The following is a 17,276-nucleotide window of genomic DNA, read 5'->3' as shown; positions in this document are numbered from 1 at the left end:
GCCCTGAGATGATCGAGTCATGGCGCGTCCGTCCCCACCCGGCAGCACTTCGCGAGCGCGCGGTACGCATGGTCGCCGAGATCGGTTTCGGAACGACCCCATACAGTGCGCTGCGATGAAAGCGGTCGCGGCGAAGCGGCGTATCGGCGCGGCCGAGACGGTGCGCACGTGGGTTCGCCGGGCCGAGATCGACGTAGGCCAGCGGCCGAGAACGACACCCAGCAGGCCGAGGAGATCCAGCACCGGCCGACCTCGGCGAACCTGACAGTGGCGCCCCCTGAGACGAGGCGTTCGAGCCGCCCACGTAGCGGCAGCCCCATGTGCAACCTCGCGGTGCAGGGAACGCGATGGGCACCGCCGCAAGTGTGGCCCTCTCGACCTGCAAGCCCCGTAGGCTGGGGGCCACAAATCGTGACGTGAATGAGGTGCATTGTCAGCCGTGACGACGGACCCGACCCAGATCGAGTTGTGCGTGCTACAGCGCAGGATCGGCGCCGGCACGGCCGTCCCGCCTACAGCGGGGACAGCGTTCATGCCCGCCCTCGGCGGTGGCAGGCGGCACAGCGCATTCAGGGCCGAGAGACGCTCCGGCGCATGGTTTCCTGCATCGGTGACAGCTCCGTCGAGCTACGCGATCACGGGCAGGGGCCCGGCCACGTCCCGGCCGAACTCCTCACCTCCGCAGCGCTTCCCACCAGCGGGCGTACGCGGGCCGTGAAGTCTTTTCCGCGCATTGGGTCCGTCGTCCCGACGACGCAAAGGGTGGCGTGATGCGGCCGGGCTGGTGGGTGGTTGACGGCCAGCGGGTCGTCGCGGGTCCGTTCGAGGATCGCGGCGAAGCCGACTGTTGCGACCTGCCGCCCGAGTACGTCGACGACGATGAAGCGATCAGCCGTTTGCGATCCGCGTACGGGTCGCCTCGCGCCGACGGCACCTTCGACGAACGGCTCAGTCCCGAGGATCGGGCGTGGGAGGCGCACCTGGCCGAGCAACTGGAACGCATCCCCGGTTCCCTCGGCAAGAGGTGGCTGGCGGGCGACCGGTCCCTTGAGGTGGCGGGGGCAGTTGCCGTCGCCACCGCCTTGGTCGAGGTGGGCCTGCCGCTGCACGACTGCGAAGGTCACAGTCCGCTCGGCAGAGCGTGTGTCGCACCGGGACAAGACAGCATCTCCGTCACCTGGTCTCAGCACCGTCGTGCCACCTTCCGAGCCTCTGAGCTCAGCGGGCGCTTCCATGCCGTCCAGGACGTGATGACCAAGGCGATCGTCGACGTCCTCGCCGCCTCTCTCGGACTGACCCTCACCGATGACGCATACGAGGCAGGAAAAGCGCACGCTGCTCTCCTCGATCGTGAGACTGCAGAGGAACGAGCGTGGCAGGCGCACCTGGCCGAGCAGTTGGAACGCATCCCCGGTTCCCTCGGCCACCGGTGGCTGGCAGGCGACCGTAGCCCGCAGGTGGTGCTGGCCGCGGAGATTGCCAGTGCAGTATTCGCGGCGGGTCTGCCGCTGTATGACAGCGACCGCCAAAGCTCGCTCGGCGGTGCGTACATCGGCCACGCGTTGCAGGCAGACGGCTACACCGTGCGCTGGGCCCAGCGCGACCGGCAAGCCCGCCTTCACGTGCACGGCTATCAGGTGTTCGACGACGTGCAGAACGTGATGAACCATACGCTCCGCGATCTCCTGCGCGTGCTCGGATTCCATGTCGAGCCTGATGAGAAGAAGAGCGGGTCCCTGGTCACCGGCCGCACTTGCAGATAGGGCCGATCCGCACCTCCTGCGGATCGGGTCGGGGTCTTGAGGTTGGACACGGTCCAGGCTCGGCAATCCGAGGGGCTCCCCCTGACGCCATTCGTCCTCCTCGTGACCCTGCGCACGTTGATCATCAGGGGCCGTCGGGGTCCGGCTGATTGCAAGGAACGTGGCGTGCACCGCGCGCGGCCCCTACCACCATTGATCAACCAGCGATAACCTTCCTTATCGCTAGTCGATGAACCCCACAGGTCAAGCCGCGGCTCTGCTCAGGATCTGCAATGGATCGAGTTTGACGCTGTCGGACCCCGGCCCCCGCCAAGGCACTGCAGCTAGCTCGCTCTGGATCTTCCCGGTCGGGTGGAATACGCTCCGCGCCTATGACTACGGGTGCTCCCACGACCTGTTCCTGCTGCGGCGAGAATATTACCGAGACAGACCAGATCGACGTGCGGTTCACCCTGCCCGACGCCGCTCTGACCGTTCCAGAGACAGCGCGGCATTGGGCGAACGGCGAACTGCTCCGCGTGGAGGACGATGAATGGTTCGCCAGGTGTCTCCTGCCGGTGCGGCTGTCCGGAGAGTTGCTGCTGGTGCTGGGCACCTGGATACGCATCAGCGGCGCCGATTTCGCCCGTGCCCGCACCCTGTGGGACGAGCCCGAGTACGCCGGTCTGGTGTTGACCGGCACGCTGGCCAACGGCATCGGGCCGTGGGGCGAGGACCTTCTGGGTGCGCCCGTGACCGCAGTGGTGCGCGACGTAGACGAGATTCCCTCCGTGGACTCCAGCGATGATGAACTCCTCTCCCATGTCCTGCACACCGTCTGGAACCGCGATCACGTGCTGCGCTGCTTCGAGCATCCCCTGCCTGTCCCGGTCCAGACTGCGCTGGATGAGCGGTGGAGCATCGAGCGCACCGCCGGTCTGGCGGCGCGCGTGGTCGAAGGTGTGTGGCAGTTCGCGGGTCCCGGCCGGACCGCGCATGCCAAGATCTCAATCCATGCGGAGGACGGGACGCCGGCCGAGTTGCTCGCGACGCTCACGCACGGTGCCCCTCACGTGGACGCGGGCCACCAGGTGACGGAAGAACACGCTGGCGGTCTCAGGCACGCGTTCTGGCTGACTTCCTCCGAGGAAGGCGGTACCCGGCACGAGCTGTACGGCTATGTCATCCAGGACGGCCAGGCTCTACGCCTTGCCTGTCTGTACGAGGAACCGGGCGACCTGCGCTGGGCGCAGCACGTATGGCGGTCCGTGAGGTATCGGCAGTGAGCTCCGCAATGTGGAGGTAGATGGATGGTGCCGCGTCCAGACGGCAGCGCTCACCCATCGGCCCGTGGGACGTCGTTCGGAGGTGAGGATCGCGGCGGCCGGGCCTTGGGCAAGGTGAGCTTCTCGGTCGCCTCCTGACGGCGCCGCTCGGGCCGCCGATCGTACCTGGCGGTAGTGGCGGGGGATGCGTGCCCGACCAAGGCTTGGGTGGTGGCCAGGTCGACGCCGGCGTCGAGCAGTTCGCCGACGAAGGTGCGGCGGAAGTCGTGCGGGGTGCGGGGCGACCGCAGCCTGGGCGTAGCGCGCGTCGAGGATGGTGCCGAGCGCGCGCGGTGTCATGTGCACGGGCTGGCCGCGCCCGTCGACGCGCAGGCGGCCGCCCTTGCGCAGCGGCGGGAACAGGGCGCCGGGGGTGCGGCCGCGCAGCGCGATCCACTGCTCGAGGCGGGCCATGGCCTCGGGGATGAGGTAGACCAGGCGCTCCTTGCCGCCCTTGCCCCGCACCCGTAGTGACCGGGTGCCCGGGTCGTAGTCGGCGAGGGCCAGGCCGGTGAGTTCGGCACGCCGGCACCCGGTGGAATACAGTGCAGCGAGGATGGCCCCGTCCCGGGCACCGGCGATGCGGTGGGCCTCCAGTTCGGAGGTGGCGGCGGCGTCGCACACGCCCAGGACGGCGGCCAGGGATTCGGGGGGGACGTGTGTCCCGGCGGGTAGCCGGGTGCCCTTGACCGGGGGCAGGTCGCTGGCGCGGTCACGCTGCTCGGCGCTCATCTGGCCGAGCCGCCAGGCCTCCTTCAGCACGCGGCGCAGCGCCACCAGGTGCTTGTTGATGTAGGCGGGTGCCCAACCCTGTTCGATCAGCAGGGTGCGAATGTGACTGGTGTGGGCGTAGGTGAGCTGCCCCCAGTGCAGGGTGGCGCCGAAGTCCTCCCGGGGGGTTGGGGGAAGCTGTTTCCACTGCGCGGCATCCACGCCAGCTGTGAGGCGGGCGATGCGGTTCAGGCAGCCACGCATGGTCCGCTTGGATTGATCGCTGGTGAGGGAGTCGAGGTAGACGTGGTAGGGGGACCTGTCGGACGTGGTCGAGGTAGCGGGTAGCAGCTCGGTGGTGGTCTCGGCGATGTCGGGGAGGGCCGTCACGCGGCCGCCCCCGAGTGGTGCTGGATGCGCTCAGCCGCGGCGGCGTGGGCGCGCTGCTCGGTCCGCACAGTGAGGCAGTGCAACGACAGTCGAAGGGTTCCCGCGGTGGCTGTTTTCTCTTCCATGCCTGTCACTGCTGCCGGTCGCCCGCGATCGTGAGGAGGGGGTTGAGGTGATCGAGGAGTTCGTCGACGAGGGGACCGCTTCCCGGAGTGAGGCGCCCGCCCGAGCCCGGGACGGTACGGACGCCGGCGTCGAGAAGGTCGGAGCGGGTGAGGAGAACGCGTACGGCGGCACCAGCGAGGGCGGTGTCAGGGGTGACTGCGGCGAGGTCCCCGTTGCCGTCGAGCACCAGCACCGTGCGGTCGGTGCCGACGAGGAGCGCGCTGGCGTGGACGCGAGTGATCGTCTGGGGGCGCCCGCGCGCCGGCGGTGGGGTGACGGTCATGAGGTGCTCCTTCCGGAGGAGGACGCCATGATCGTATTAGCATTACTTCCGGGAACTAGCCTTCCATGAAGTTAACCTCGGCCCTCAGTACGACCGAAGCAGGACACGAGGTGACGCTGAGACATAGTGGCCAGAGAAAGGGACGCTTGCGCTCCATCTGCGCGTCACGCCGGCTTGCGAACTCATGGCCTGGATGCAGTTGCTCGCCCTGACTGTCAACGACGCTCGAAAACGGGATCAGGCACACTTTTCGTGATCTGACCCTGGTCAGTCGGCCAGCAGGAGGCGTTTGCGCAGGAGGTCGGGGTTGGCGCGGCCGTACATCTGCCGCTTGAGCATTTTGGTCCGGTTGACGTGCCCTTCCACGGGTCCGGAGCTGTAGGGCAGGGTGAGGCCGGCCGTGACTGCGTCTTGGTCGCGGTGTAGCCCGGTGAGTGGTTCCACCTGACCGGCGTGTACGACGCCGCAGCCAAGACTGCCTCGCTGTACCTCAACGGAACCCTCGTCAAGACCGCGCCCGTCAGCTTCGCCCCGTGGAACGCGGACACCGCCATGAGCCTGGGCAGCAAGGTGAAGGGCGACCTCGACGAGGTCCAGATCTACCAGCGACCTCTCAGCGCCGAGGATGTCGCCGTCATGATCACCTCGATCACGGCCCCAGCATCTGTGGCTGCGCCGGTGGCGCAGAAGGAAGCCGCGAAGGCTCTGGCGGCAGCTGTACCGGGCTCTTTCGACTACCAGCGCACAATCTGCAGACGTGTCAGGTCAGCCCCGGTGAGACTGGCTATGCGGAGTACGATGCCCGCATTCGTGAGCTGTCCTACAATTCATGCTGGTCCGCGTACCTCCAGTTTAATGATTACGAGGAGGACGATGCGACTGGGCGAATGAAGAAGTCTACCTGTAAGAGTCTGCCCAATAAGATTAAGTGGATTTGCAAGCAAATTGAGGAGGCGTTCGATGAGGAGTACGCCCTCCGCTTCCGCGCGACAACGGTTATCCACAGCTATCTCGGCGACTCGACCGGAAACGGAGTGGTCGGCGGCGCCGGAACCGGCATCAAACCGTCGGATATGAAGGTTTTCGTTCAGTTCGATGACTTCGCGATCGTCGATGAGGATGGTCACGTTGTCGTTCCTGCGGCAGAGCTGCGCGACCTGCCTATCACGGCGAGGGTGCGTACCTTCGCGCAGGCATGGGAAGATGGCGACTGCGAATCTGGCCCGGACAAGAAAAAGGACATCACGAGCTGGGTCTCCAGCTCGTACGAAACCTTCAACGTTCGAGCAACGATCGACACGTCAAGCGTCTTCCTCTGCAGAATCATGCCGTATGCCGTCTTCCAAGAAGAGTTGCTGGGGATGGATTATGACCTCGAGCTTCCTCTGTGGAGTCAGAAGGTCATAGCTGCGGACGGCAAAACGGTCGGTGTATTCCGCAAGGGAAGCGAACGGCCCAGCGGCCACATGCGACATATCCCGAACTGGCGATGCGACAATAGGGTCTTCGGCGCGAATAATTCGAATATTGAGGATCGCCGCGGCGGCTGCATCAACACCAGAGCAAAGCGCGTATTCGTCATGTCCTACAGCCGAAACGCGGAATTCGCGGAGGTCATCAAGCATATCCAAGACGCATTCACTCCCGGCTTCATGCCAACCTATCCGCCATACAGACCAGGGACGAATTGGGATACGCCGTCGCAAGTGCCCACACGCAAGACGCTCGGCACCGAGCAGGCAAAGAACATAACCGTCGGAAACTGGGCGACCAAGAGTGACCCACTGAAAAAGCTTGCCCCTGGAGCCCAGGACGTAAACAGAAAGCAATTCTCCAAGATCGAGATGCATATGGACGTGGGAAGCCTGGATCCACTGCTTCCGGAGATGCACTGGCTGATCCCAGGGAATACCCCGGAGGAGAAGGAAAAGAACCAGCACAGATTCTACATCAACTACTGCAAGTACTATCAGCCCGAAAAGTATCCGGCTCCGTTCAGAGCAGACAAACTGCCTATAGGCGGACCCAACAGCTGTGACGAATATCCGTTCGCCGCAAGCAAGGAAGGGGCTGGCACCGCTCGGGGTAACTACTCTTTGCGAGCCCTGAACAGGGTCCACAACCGGCTGCAGGGAAATGCAATCGGAAGATGGTACACAGAATATCGAGTTGGCGAAGGCAACTCTTATTGGGTGCTCATTGAGCCCTAAAATCTGAAGAGAAGGAAGTTCCAAAGAGGGTGACGAGAGGCATCATGCCCGCTCTTGTCACCCTCCCTTCCGACTCCCACGCAAACGGAAAGCGGATTACTTATGACTCTTTTTCCTGCCGAAAACCAACAACGTCTACTGGTGGCGCACGGACTCGACAGGTGGTTCGGCGCCCAATGGGTCAGCATTGAGGACGGTCACGAGGTGGCCCGGCGTCTGCACTTCCCGGCGGAGACGATAGAGACCTGCGACTTTCAAACCGCTATGAGGTCATACGATCCTGTAGGCTCTGCGCAGCGGGTTTGGATCACGTCACATGCACCCGGCTGGTCCCATGTCCTTCTCCTCAGTGGCGGGCAGGCGTCGTCCGCGGAGGAGCTCAGCCGCCATGGCCAGCGCGCGTTTGAAATCTCATATGTCGGCGAAATCGAGGAACTTGATGAGCCGATCTACACCCTCGACGGCGAGTACAGAAGCATCTTTGACGAGGCCGAGTATGAGGCCTATCGGACAAACCTATCAAACGACAACACGATGCCGGTATCAGACCTGGAGCAACTTCTGATCATCATAGGAAGAATCACGGGGCGTTTCCTCGACCAGGACTGGGTTTCATCGCAGGGGCTCTTGTGTGTTATTCCATGATGCCGGCGTAATAACTAGTGAACGGATACAAGTGGGGCGATTAGGCTGATAAGAATCGGCCAGTCCAGGCCAGCGGCCACTGTGCGCTCCAGCTGGGTGCCCGCCCGCATCGGCCACTTCGGCACTCGTGTCACGCCCTTCGTCCTTGCATAGTGGCAAGTTGCGGAAGCCCCGTTGGATTTCGTTTCGGCGGGGCTTTCCAGCGGCGAATCCCTGATCACGGGTGTCCGTTATACCGAAGTCAACTCACGACGCTGCCGTACTGCCATGAGCGCGCTGACGGGGACCCTGAGGCGTTCGATGTGCGCTGCGATGCCGTCGTTCGGTTGATTGCGATCGGCGGGGCCAGGCGCACGAAAGGTGCGGGCACCTCCCTGACATGTTTGGCGGAGTCGACGCCGGAAGGGAGAGGCGGAGCGGGTGCGAGCCGTACGCTCCCGTCCACGGCCACCGCTCCGTCTGACACAAACGCTCGATGTACCGGAGTACGTTCGACGTGGTCTTGTCCAACATGAGCTGGACTCGCAAACCGTACTTTCAGGCTTGGCGGCCGCCGCGTCCTTGGCCACGTTCGAGGCGGGCAGCGCTGATGATGAAGTCGGCCACGAGCCGGCGGCCGCCGTCGGACATCTCAACCAGGGCGCGGAGCGCCTCACGGTTGAGGCCGGACTCGCCGATTAAAGAGGACGCCACTACCTGGTCGGCCGTCGCCTCGGCCTCCGCGTCGTCGCCGAAGTAGCCGATCGGCACGCCGAAAAACTTCGCGAGTGCCTTCAACGTCTTGAGCTGGGGGTTGTCCGACCTACCCGTCCGCAGCTTCCAGATCGTCGTTGAGGACAGCCCCTCCCCCGTCGCCTCCGAGATTGCCGCCGCCGCCTCGTGACCTGCTGGCCGAGGACTTGCCGGAGCTCGTCTGGATCAACCCGCCCCGGGAGGTGGCGGTGCCGTTCCTGCGCGGGGTGGTGCCGGGCACGCCGCGCGACGACGCCGGGTTCGCCGAGCACGCCGCCGCCGTCCACGCCTGGGCGGGGTTCCTGCAGGCCGACCCGGAGTGGGTGCCGCTGCACGACGGAGGGCCGTGCAACTCCGGGGGCGAACTGACCGTCACCGGCTGGCACATGGGCGTCAAGGTGACGGTGCGGGCGTGGCTGCCCGCCGCCCCGGAAGGCGGCCCCCGGTGACCGCGCCGGTGACCGCGCCCCGCGCGGGGGACGACTGGCTGCAGTCGGTGCGGCGGGAGCGCGCCCTGGCCGGTGTCGCCGCCGCCCGCCGCCCGGGAAGCCGGCGCTACGTGGGACGAGGTCGCGCAGCGGCTCGGCATCAAGCAGCCGAACGCGGTTCAGTACGCGAGGAGTGCACCGACCGCCTACTGATCTTCGACCGCGGCCATGCCGAGAAGATCCTCCACGACTACGCCCGCCACTTCAACGGGCATCGACCGCATCAGGGCCGGAACCAGCTCGCGCCTCTGGACGACCCGAACGTCGTACCCTTCCCGGCAACCCGGATCGAACGCCGACAAGCCGTCGCAGGCCTCCTGCACGAGTACCACCGTGCAAGTTGATCACTGAGCAAACCCCAGCTCACAGGCTGTGCAGCCATTCTGAAGCGGTACGGGCGTCACGGGCGCCCGCGGTGCCCGACGTGAGCAAGCGCCGGTATGGCCGGCGCCGCCGAAAGATCTGATCAAGCGGCTCTTAAGCCGCCGTCAAGGTTCGTCAGTCCGGATGAAAGTGCCCTGCCGTACATAAGAGGTGCCTCACTACACGACTGTGAAAGGACACCCGATGCGCCGCGCAACACTCACCGCTCTGACCGGCGTCACGATTCTGGCGGCGGGGCTCGTTCCTCTCACGGCGACACCCGCCAATGCCATGCCCGCCGGATGGTTCCATCTCCGGGGCACCACGAAGGACAAGACCGCCCCCTTCGCCCTTCGCTCAATGGACGTGCAATGGGCCCCAGACGGCAAGATCAATGGATTCGTTCGGTTGAACGCGAGCGGGTTCGCCAAAGATTCGCAGCTCTGGAAGGTGAGGTTTCCCAGAACTGGCAAAATAGGCGAGGTCAAACTGGAGAACAAACTGACGGGACAATGCATCGCATTTGGCGCCGCGTCCTCGCCGGACGGCGGTAATGCAGTGGTTCTCGGGCCGTGCAGTGGCAACACCGTTTGGATGGCCGTCCCGATGGGTGTCGACAAGTACGTCTTCCGCTCCCGCGCCTACTACCCCGATCACCCGTTCTGCCTGAGTAAAAGCACGGTGGGCAGCCCGGAGTTCCTCAGACTCAAGATCTGCAGCGACAACCGCTTCACTCCTGAGATGGTCTGGGAAGCGTACAGCGGGGGGTAGAAACGACACGGCACGGAATACCGCTCGCAGCGGCCCGCCGTCGCATCGTCCGAGGCCGGGCGCCTGGCCGGTGCGGGACACGCACGCCGCAACCCCGCCGACCCCTCGGTCCCCGAAATCGGCGACGAACTCGCCACGGCCCGCGCGCTTGCCGACTTGACGGACGAGCTCCTGGTCATCACGTCCAAGGACATCGCCCAGGTCGCCCCGCCCGCTGAGCGGAACAGTCTGTGGTAGCCGGCAGCCGCGCCATTGTCCGGGAGCGCGGGTCCGGCCTGCCTGGATCACGGGCCCATGTTGCACTCCGCCAGTGATCATGTTGTGTACCTCCCTTAAGGGCCACGCCTCCGGCGTACACCTTCCGCTGCGGAGACTGACGCTCTTGTCGATCTTGCGACCACGCTGGGACTGTACCGAGCCGACCTGGACCGGCTGCACCGTCACTATCTCACCGCGATGGCCCGGGCCGCCCTGGCCGACGGCGTGGTGGCTGAGGCCGAGCGCCAGGAGCTCAACCTCGTCGCCACCCTGCTCCATCTGCCGCTCGAAGCCGTCGAGGACGCCCGGGCTGATGCGGCCAGAACTCCCAGCGCCCGACGAGCCGGTTCGAACTGCCGCCGGGCGCTCTCGTCGTCTTCACCGGCGACGGAAAGGCCCGTAAGGCTCGCGCATACGGGATTCCTATCGTGACTCCTGACGCCTGACGCCCGGATGCTTGGGTGAGCACGAAAGCGAACGCCTTTACCTCGTAGATCAACATGACCCCTGGTTGTGAGCTACCCGTTGAACATTCGCGTCCCGGGCTGACGTCGGTGAGCCGGAACACGCGACAGCCTGCGGCAATGACGGGCAGCGGGGTGTCGGCAACTGACGGCTCGTCCGAGCAACAAACGAGCAACGAGAAACAGAAAAGCCGTGATCACCCTCGCGTGATCACGGCTCCGACCTGCTAGAACAGTGTCGGGACGGCGGGATTTGAACCCACGACCCCTTGACCCCCAGGACGTTGGAGTAGGCGTTTTCGCAGCCCAACGGCGTTTAGGTAACTCCGGACGGCGTCTAGTGACGTGCGGATTGTTCGACTGCGCGCAAGACGTGTGGTCCTCACCTGGTCCCCGGGCGGGACTGTCCCGCCAGCAGTCTGCTTGACGTACGACGAAACGACCCTCATCTCGGGCCGAGGTCAGCGCAGGGATGCGAAGAACGCGCGGATGTCGTCGGCCACGAGGTCGGGGCGTTCCAGCGAGGCGAAGTGGCCGCCCTCGTCTGGTACGGCTCGAACCTGTGGACGCGATCCTCCACGCCGACCACCCGCTGGCGGACGCCCCCGCGATCCGTCCGGCACAGTTGCGCGACGGCGTGCTGTGGACCCCCGGCCCGCTCCACCGGCTGGACTTCCTGCACCGCTTCCCCACGGCCTTCGGCATCCACCAGCACGCCGAAGGCACGAATCTCGGACTGGACCACTTCCTGGCAGACCTGGCAGCCGACACGCAGCACTTCAGCCTGCTGCCCGCGGACATACCCCTCCCGCCGCACCCGACGATCCGCTCGGTCCCGCTGATCGACCCCACACCGCTGTACGCCTGGTCACATTGCGCTGGTAGGCGAGTGGGGAACGACCGTGGGCAGCGCAGTCGGGGCTGGACTGCTTGGCGGGAGCGCCGAGCTGCCGGGGTACGGGATCAGGCCTTCTGGCGCTCGCCGCACGAGGTGCGGGCGACCAACGTAGGCGCGAAGACCAACTCGACCGGCCCGCTGGGGCGGTCGACGACGAGTTCGCCCGCCTTCAGGCCCATCTGGTAGGAGGGCTGGGCGATCACGGTGATCCCGAGCGCGGTGGCCCACGGAAAATCGTCCATCGTCACGAACGCGATGTCGCCGGGGATGGCGATGCCGCGAGCGGTGAGGGCCGCGTGGACCGCGACGGTGAGTCGGCCGGTGGTGCAGACGATCGCGTCCAATGGCTCGCCGCGATCACGGCCACGGACGAGCAGCGTGTCGACGGCACCGCTCACCTCGTCTTCGGTTTCCGCGACCATCACCGCGTCCTCGGGCAAGGGCAGCCCCAGGTCCGCGAGGGCCCGCCTCAGCCCCGCCGTGCGCTCGATCTGAGACGTGCGGCGTCCCGAGGACACGACGCCTATGGACGACCGCCCGCACCCGGCCAGATGGACGGCCATCAGCCGCCCGGCCTCGACGTTGTCCAAGCTGATCGAGTGCATGCCGGGCGGCGCGTCCAGCACGGAGCGCGCGATGATCACGCAGGGGGTGCCGTTCTCGGCCATCCGGCGTGTCCGGCCATCGGTCGCTTCGCCGGTCGTCACGATCAGGCCACGCACCCTCTGTTCGTCCATGGTCCGTACCTGGGCGACCTCGCGGTCGACGCGACGGAAGGTGTTGGCGAGCATGACGAGGCTGTCGTTTGCGGCCGCCACCTCGTCGATGCCGCGGATCAGGTCCAGGTAGAACGGGCTGCTCAGGTCGCGGATGACGACTCCGATCGTGCTGGAGCGTCCGGCGAAGACGCCCCTGGTGAGCGCGTTGGGGGTGTACTCGAGACGAGCGACCGCTTCCCACACCCGGGTGGCGGTCGCCTCGGTGACGGCGCCGCCGTTGAGGACGCGGGAGACCGTGGCCGTGGACACGCCGGCGTCCGCGGCGACGTCGCCGATGGTCGCTCGTTTCACCATGATTCTCCCGGTCCCCCCCAGCAGTTCCGGCGCCGGTCAGGCGGCGACGCGCCGACCGGCTCTCGCGACGATCTCGCCACCGACCATGACGATCCCCACGTGGTGGAGCTCCGCAGGGTCCGTCAGCACGAGGTCGGCGATCGTTCCCGGCAGGATACGGCCACGCCGCGGCGCCACGCCGGGGATGGCGTCCGCGACGTTGGCGGTCGCCATCGCGACCGCCGCCGGCAGACTCACCACACCCGCCTTGATGGATCGGTCGATCGCCAGCAGGATCGGGTCGTGGTGGCCGCCCGCGTAGTCGGTCGAGATCGTGTCGACCACCCCCGCGGAAAACATCGCATAAAGCAATTCCGGCCCCGTTGTGAGCCGCTGTGCCCCGAAGGTGTCCAGGGTGGAGACATCCACGATCGCACCCATCTCCTTGAGCCGTCCGGCGTGCTCGACCGCCTCGCGGAGCTCGAAGCTCGAGTGGTTGGAGTGCCCGGCGATCAGCGTCACGTCCGTCTCCGCGATGGAGGCGACCTGGGTCATCGATGCCGCCGCGTTGTGCACCAGCACCGGGACGCCCGCCTCGCGAGCTTGCCCGGCCGCCTCGGCGAGCCCGTGCAAGGCGATGTCGAAGGCCGGCAGCACGATGCCGGAGACGATCTCACGGGTGTCCTCGACCGAGAGCGTGCCAGTCAGGCCCGCGCTCGCCAGGGCCTCCTCGACACGGTCCCGATCGAACGCCTTCTCCGAGATGTGCCGGCCCAGCACCGCGGTCTTCAGCCCGTTCGCCTGCCGGGGTGTGATCTTCACGCCGGTACGTCTCTCGATCTCGGCCGGGATGTACATGTAACTCGCCCCGCCCCCACCGAGGGTGTGTCCCGCCCCGATCTCGCCGAGCGCGACCGCGCCGGCGCGTACCGCGTGCCGCGCGGTGAACATGCGGTTCGCCTCGGTGAGGCCGCCGCCGTCGGCGATGGTCGCCGCCGCCAGGCACGCCGGGGTGTTGCACGAGGCGAGTTTGACGTTGATCGGGTGCACTTCACCGGTGCGCGCGAGCGCCTCGGCGGTGACGAACCCGTCCACGCAGAGCACCGTGGTCGTCCCTTCCAGCAGGTGCCGGTCGAGGTTGGCGAGGACCTGCTCGTGTGGCAGGCCCACGTGTCCGCTGGGAAACAGCGGTCCGTACGCGGTGCCATGTGTGTGGTTGTTGATCAGTCCGGGGATCATCAGCATTCCGGCCGCGTCAACGATCTCGTCCACCGTGCCGTAGGCGTCAGCCGGTCGCGCGGGAACGATCTCGCGAATGGTGCCCCCCGCGACGACGATGTCCACCCCGTGCCGTGGATCCGTGCCCGTGCCGTCGACCAGGTCGCAGCCATGCAGGACGATCGTGCGCATGATCCCTCCGTTACCGGGCCGCCAGTGCCGGCCGCTCGAACCGGAACGCGGCCAGCGCGTCGTCGTGGTCCTCACCGAGCACCTCGCCGGCGACCAGGTCGCCGGCGTGCACGCTGAGCGTCGCGCCGCTGTGCGAGACCGCGAAGTGGAAGTTGGGCAGCGCGACGACCCGGCCGAGTACCGGCAGGCCGTCGCCGGGGATGGGCCGTTGACCGACCCGGACGGCTTCCACGGTCGAGGCTCGCATTCCCGGGTACAGCGCACGACCGGCCTCGACCACCTTGTCGATGGCCGACGGGTCGACGCTGATCTCCCCGGTGCCGGACACGTGTGCCGTGCCGTCGATCTCATGGGTGTGCAGCAGCAGCCGCCCGCCGCCATCCGGGCGTAGGTGGACGTGCGGGGCATGGATGACGCGCGAGACCGATACCGCGACCGGTGAGGAGCAGACGAGCACACCGCGGGTGTTGCGCATGGGCAGAACCAGTCCGGCCAGCGCGGCGATCCCGGCGGCCTGGGGTCCTGCACAGTTCACGACCGCATCCGCGAGGAGCCGCCGGCCGGAGGCGAGCCGCACGGCGCGCACCGTGCCCGCAGTCACCTCCAGTGCGGTGACGGCGTCGTTCGCCGCCAGTTCGGAACCGCCGGCCACCGCCCTCGACAGCAGGTGGGCGATCAGGCGCACCGGCTCGATCCAGCCTTCGCGCGGGAAGTAGGCGATCTCGCCTGCCGGCAACTCGGCGGGGTCCATGTCCGGTTCCAGGCCCAGCGCCTCCGCTCGGCTGAGCCACCGTGCCTCGTATCCGTAGTCGAGGACGCCCGCAACCTTCTTGCGCAGTGCCTCGCGCCCGGCGTCGTCGGCGGCCCATTCGAGGTTGCCGCCCTCGTGGTACCAGTCGCCATGAGGCACGTCGGTGGCCAGCTTGCGATGGGCCGCCATACTCGCGACGCTGAAATCGTGGTACGACCGCGGCTGCTTGCCGCAGGAGTTGGTCCACGAGAACGTCGCACCAGAGCTGCCAGCCGCCGGTGCACCGGCGTCAACGACCGTGACACGAGCGCCCCGCCGCGTCAGCGCGGCGGTCACCGCCGCACCGTAGACGCCGGCACCGATTACGACCACATGCTCGACCATGCTGATCCGGTCTCCCTCGTCTTTCGTGGGGCTTGTCGGGTCGTTTCGGGTGTCGCCGATCTCGGCGCTCATCGTCTAAGCCGGGGCGAATGAAAGGGAACTGATGACCTCGGCTCGACGGCTTACGCCCTCTCGAAGGTAACTAGTTGCTGTAACTAGTTACAAACAAAGCATGCGCCGTTCCGCGTGTCAATCGACGGGATGTCGTCCGTCACGCGGATCCCGGTCTGCTCCAGCTCGGCGCGCACCCGGGCGCGCTCGGCCGCCTCGGCCTGCTCGGTACGTACATGCTCGACCGCGTAACGGACCTTGTGTCCCCAGCCGACCCTCTGGTGGATCTCCGCCAATGCCTCTTCGTCGCCGTCGAACTCGGCCAGCAGCGCCAGGTCCTCCAGCGTCCAGGCGTAGTCCATCTCCTGGGCGGCCCGGCGGGTCGTCGCCGACAGCCGTCCCGCGGTGATGGCCCCCGCGACCTCTTCGCGGGTGCGGCCGGTGAGTTTGCGGATGCGGGTACGGCCGGCCCCGGCCTCATACGCCGCAAACAGCGCCTGGGCCTGCTCGAAGGCGGTCAGCCCCCGCCGAAAGTCGTCGTCGTTCTCGACCACCATGTCGATGAACTGGCCGGCGCGGTCGCCGGCCTTGGCCAGATCGATCAGGCACAACAGGTCGGGCAACTGCTCGCGGCGGGCGGCGGCCAGACGCCGGTTGCCCTTGGTCACCCAGAACCGATAGCCCTCCCCCCGCGGATGGTCCTCGGGAATCGGGACGACGTGCACGGCAACCTGCTGCTCGGCTGCCAGGGACTTGCAGAACGCCTCGGTCAGCGCGTAGTCGGCCCGGACGTTCCCGGGGTGATGGTCGAGCAGGTGCAGGGGGATGTGGGCCAGGCGATCATTGTCGGCCTCGCGCAGACCGTTCTCCCAGTCGGCTGTTTCAGGCATGCGAGCTCCTTGTTGGTGAAGCGGACAGGAACAAGAGGGGAAAGCCAATGGCATGCCGTCTCGGCACGCTGCGGCGCGACGGCGTCCGTACTCATGACGGGAGTGCGGGCGGCCAGGTGCAGGGCCGCCCGCAACAAATCAGGTCAGGCGGCCAGCGGGGTGGCCGGCCCTTCCATGGCCGCCGAGGCGCCCTGGGCCAGACGCCGGGGCGCGGCGGCGACCGGCCACGCGGCCTGTTCCTCACGCACCGGGCTGTATCGAGTGGCCAGCCCCAGGTCGGTGGCGATCACCTTGACCGCCGCGCGTACGACCGGCTCGCCCTCGCGGCTCTTGGTCTCGTACGTGCGGGACATCAGGTCGCAGCCGTGCGCCATGACCAGGTGGCCCTTGCGGTAGGACTCGTGCGCGCGGATCGCGGCGACCCCGTAGACGAGGACCTCCACCTGACGCGTGGGCACGTAGGACGAGCCGTCGCGCCGCGGGGTCGGCGGTCCATTGACCTCCAGCACCGCCGACCACATGGCCGGCGCCTCGTGATCGGAGGCGAAAAAGCGCGGGTCGTAGGCGATCCTGCCGGTCAGGCTGATGTGGATGTCGAGCACGGGTCCTCCCCCTCATCGGCGGCCTCGGATGGGGCCTGGTGTCTGCCGGCCGGGGGAAGCCGCCTTCGGCGGCGTCCCCGTTCCGGCGAGGAGCGGACGTCGCGACGGCGTGACCGGAGCCGCAACCCGGGTGGTGGCGGGATTTCAAGATGTTTTGCGCAGCAAAAGATCTTGAAATCCCGCCACTCGCCCACTGCGGCCGCGGTGACACGCGGGCGAGAACCCGGGTTGCGGCGACGGGCTAAGCCGGCGCATAGTCAGCCGCCGGAACAGGGGTGACGCCGTGGGGCGGCCACGGAGGGAAGGCGCAGGCCCAGGTGGAGAATGGTCCGGCAGGGACCGGACTGGCCGCCCGGATCGGTCTCGCTATCGCTTGGCATCGACAGCTCAGGTCTCGCAGCGTCAATCTCGCACGGGCGGGGCCACCATCGAGCGAGTCTCCATCAATAGGGTCATGTGTCCTTCGCTTCTGCCGCATTGCCGCTGAACGACATCAGCCACGCCGTCTGAGGTTCCCCCCGTAGCACGGACACCTGTGGTGTGGTCACTCGATGGTGTCTGAGGGCAGGTAGAGGCTCTCGAACGTGACGGGGCTGTGCATTCCGATACTGGAATGACGACGGTATGGATTATACCAGCATTCGATCCATTCGAATATGGCGTTGGCGAGCTCTTCGCGGGTTTCCCAGGT

The 17,276-nt window shown here is 66.7% G+C and carries 17 protein-coding genes and 3 pseudogenes; 10 read left to right on the top strand and 10 right to left on the bottom strand.

What is annotated here, in order from left to right:
- Positions 1–8: 8 nt before the first annotated feature.
- From HHX41_RS41375 to HHX41_RS36270, 3 genes and pseudogenes are all read left to right on the top strand, one after another.
- A pseudogene (locus HHX41_RS41375) lies at positions 9–208 on the top strand (IS3 family transposase); the annotation flags it as partial.
- A gap of 562 nt (positions 209–770) precedes the next feature.
- The gene (locus HHX41_RS36275; RefSeq protein ID WP_182909570.1) at positions 771–1,763 is read left to right on the top strand and encodes a hypothetical protein; all 993 of its coding nucleotides are present in this window, start codon (positions 771–773) and stop codon (positions 1,761–1,763) included.
- A 371-nt stretch (positions 1,764–2,134) separates the two neighbouring features.
- Positions 2,135–3,028, top strand: coding sequence for a DUF2199 domain-containing protein (locus HHX41_RS36270; RefSeq protein ID WP_182909569.1), 894 nt, complete (start codon positions 2,135–2,137; stop codon positions 3,026–3,028).
- 50 nt (positions 3,029–3,078) lie between these two features.
- Here the strand turns inward: HHX41_RS36270 and HHX41_RS42530 are convergent, their stop codons facing one another.
- The 3 genes and pseudogenes from HHX41_RS42530 to HHX41_RS36260 form a co-directional block, all read right to left on the bottom strand.
- A complete protein-coding gene (locus HHX41_RS42530; RefSeq protein ID WP_396795736.1) occupies positions 3,079–3,267 on the bottom strand; it encodes a hypothetical protein in 189 nt (62 codons plus the stop codon).
- Between the two features lie 208 nt (positions 3,268–3,475).
- A pseudogene (locus HHX41_RS42525) lies at positions 3,476–3,799 on the bottom strand (integrase); the annotation flags it as partial.
- Positions 3,800–4,298: 499 nt separating this feature from the next.
- Positions 4,299–4,616, bottom strand: coding sequence for a hypothetical protein (locus HHX41_RS36260; RefSeq protein WP_182909568.1), 318 nt, complete (start codon positions 4,614–4,616; stop codon positions 4,299–4,301).
- A gap of 453 nt (positions 4,617–5,069) precedes the next feature.
- Here HHX41_RS36260 and HHX41_RS36250 point away from each other — a divergent pair, with 453 nt between their 5' ends.
- The 3 genes from HHX41_RS36250 to HHX41_RS36240 all read left to right on the top strand — a co-directional run bounded on the left by HHX41_RS36250 (position 5,070) and on the right by HHX41_RS36240 (position 7,471).
- Positions 5,070–5,507, top strand: a complete 438-nt coding sequence (locus HHX41_RS36250; protein WP_182909567.1) for a LamG-like jellyroll fold domain-containing protein — start codon at positions 5,070–5,072, stop codon at positions 5,505–5,507.
- Positions 5,504–6,826 carry a NucA/NucB deoxyribonuclease domain-containing protein gene (locus tag HHX41_RS36245; RefSeq protein ID WP_182909566.1) on the top strand — a complete coding sequence of 441 codons (1,323 nt, stop codon included), beginning with the start codon at positions 5,504–5,506 and terminating at the stop codon, positions 6,824–6,826. Before HHX41_RS36250 ends, HHX41_RS36245 begins: the two co-directional genes overlap by 4 nt.
- Before the next feature lie 141 nt (positions 6,827–6,967).
- The gene (locus HHX41_RS36240) at positions 6,968–7,471 is read left to right on the top strand and encodes a hypothetical protein (protein ID WP_182909565.1); all 504 of its coding nucleotides are present in this window, start codon (positions 6,968–6,970) and stop codon (positions 7,469–7,471) included.
- A 537-nt stretch (positions 7,472–8,008) separates the two neighbouring features.
- Here the strand turns inward: HHX41_RS36240 and HHX41_RS36235 are convergent.
- Complete coding sequence (locus HHX41_RS36235; RefSeq protein WP_220504745.1) at positions 8,009–8,248, bottom strand: hypothetical protein; 240 nt, start codon at positions 8,246–8,248, stop codon at positions 8,009–8,011.
- An 86-nt stretch (positions 8,249–8,334) separates the two neighbouring features.
- On the opposite strand from HHX41_RS36235, the gene HHX41_RS36230 reads away from it, so the two are divergent.
- From HHX41_RS36230 to HHX41_RS36215, 4 genes and pseudogenes are all read left to right on the top strand, one after another.
- Complete coding sequence (locus HHX41_RS36230; protein ID WP_182909563.1) at positions 8,335–8,652, top strand: hypothetical protein; 318 nt, start codon at positions 8,335–8,337, stop codon at positions 8,650–8,652.
- Entirely contained in the window at positions 8,649–9,035 is a 387-nt protein-coding gene (locus HHX41_RS40005; protein WP_220504744.1) for a transposase, read from the top strand. Before HHX41_RS36230 ends, HHX41_RS40005 begins: the two co-directional genes overlap by 4 nt.
- A gap of 223 nt (positions 9,036–9,258) precedes the next feature.
- Positions 9,259–9,825: an RICIN domain-containing protein gene (locus HHX41_RS36220; RefSeq protein WP_182909562.1), complete on the top strand. Its 567-nt coding sequence runs from the start codon at positions 9,259–9,261 to the stop codon at positions 9,823–9,825.
- A 54-nt stretch (positions 9,826–9,879) separates the two neighbouring features.
- Positions 9,880–10,062, top strand: a pseudogene (locus tag HHX41_RS36215) (dsRBD fold-containing protein); the annotation flags it as partial.
- A gap of 1,448 nt (positions 10,063–11,510) precedes the next feature.
- Here the strand turns inward: HHX41_RS36215 and HHX41_RS36210 are convergent.
- From HHX41_RS36210 to HHX41_RS36185, 6 genes are all read right to left on the bottom strand, one after another.
- Positions 11,511–12,518, bottom strand: a complete 1,008-nt coding sequence (locus HHX41_RS36210) for a LacI family DNA-binding transcriptional regulator (RefSeq protein ID WP_182909561.1) — start codon at positions 12,516–12,518, stop codon at positions 11,511–11,513.
- A 36-nt stretch (positions 12,519–12,554) separates the two neighbouring features.
- Positions 12,555–13,907, bottom strand: a complete 1,353-nt coding sequence (locus HHX41_RS36205) for an amidohydrolase family protein (RefSeq protein ID WP_169988444.1) — start codon at positions 13,905–13,907, stop codon at positions 12,555–12,557.
- A 10-nt stretch (positions 13,908–13,917) separates the two neighbouring features.
- Positions 13,918–15,042: an FAD-binding oxidoreductase gene (locus HHX41_RS36200; RefSeq protein WP_169988446.1), complete on the bottom strand. Its 1,125-nt coding sequence runs from the start codon at positions 15,040–15,042 to the stop codon at positions 13,918–13,920.
- A 155-nt stretch (positions 15,043–15,197) separates the two neighbouring features.
- On the bottom strand, positions 15,198–15,983 hold the full coding sequence (locus HHX41_RS36195) for a hypothetical protein (protein WP_182909560.1): 786 nt from the start codon (positions 15,981–15,983) through the stop codon (positions 15,198–15,200).
- 143 nt (positions 15,984–16,126) lie between these two features.
- On the bottom strand, positions 16,127–16,585 hold the full coding sequence (locus tag HHX41_RS36190; protein WP_182909559.1) for a single-stranded DNA-binding protein: 459 nt from the start codon (positions 16,583–16,585) through the stop codon (positions 16,127–16,129).
- Between the two features lie 544 nt (positions 16,586–17,129).
- A partial coding sequence (locus HHX41_RS36185) for an IS3 family transposase (RefSeq protein ID WP_182909558.1) occupies positions 17,130–17,276 on the bottom strand: 147 nt, incomplete at its 5' end.

Origin of the sequence: Microbispora sp. H13382 (assembly GCF_014161445.1) — a bacterium.
Lineage (GTDB): Bacteria > Actinomycetota > Actinomycetes > Streptosporangiales > Streptosporangiaceae > Microbispora.
This window is presented reverse-complemented; position numbering and strand designations above follow the sequence as displayed.